Raw genomic sequence first — 577 nt, 5'->3', positions numbered from 1 at the left:
AAACACGACGTCGCCTTTGCGCCCTTTGGAAACGACGGGGACGATTTGGTCCTTGAAATAGCCAGCCTCCGTGGCGGCTTGGGCACGGCGGTGGCTTTCCACGGCCAAAGCGTCTTGCTCTTCGCGGCTGATGCCCCACTTGGCGGCGATGTTCTCAGCGGTCACGCCCATGTGGATGGTGTGGAAGGGGTCGTGCAGTGCGCCGACCATCATGTCGATCATTTTGGTGTCGCCCATGCGAGCGCCAAAACGGGTGGCCGAGCTGACGTAGGGCGCACGGCTCATGTTCTCGGCACCGCCGCCAATGGCGACATCGCAGTCGCCCAGCATGATGGCTTGGCTGGCCGAGATGATGGCTTGCAGGCCAGAACCACACAGGCGGTTCACGTTGAATGCGGGCGTGCCTTCGGCACAGCCGCCATCCAGCGCGGCGACACGCGACAAATACATGTCGCGGGGTTCGGTGTTGACCACGTGGCCGAACACCACATGGCCGACATCCGCTCCATCGACACCGGCGCGGGCCAGTGATTCGCGCACAACGAGGGCGCCCAACGCGGTGGGGGGCTTGTCTTTG

General features: G+C 63.8%; 1 protein-coding gene. It reads right to left on the bottom strand.

Going from position 1 to position 577, the window contains the following annotated elements; all coding sequences use genetic code 11:
* Positions 1-577, bottom strand: a 577-nt coding sequence (locus tag AC1QQ2_RS14930; RefSeq protein WP_479713737.1) for a thiolase family protein, incomplete at both ends; no start/stop codon positions are given.

Source organism: Aestuarium sp., from assembly GCF_023253315.1.
GTDB classification, from domain to species: domain Bacteria; phylum Pseudomonadota; class Alphaproteobacteria; order Rhodobacterales; family Rhodobacteraceae; genus Marivivens; species Marivivens donghaensis.
The sequence above is the reverse complement of the archived record's forward strand: the minus strand, read 5'-3'. Positions and strand labels throughout refer to the sequence as shown.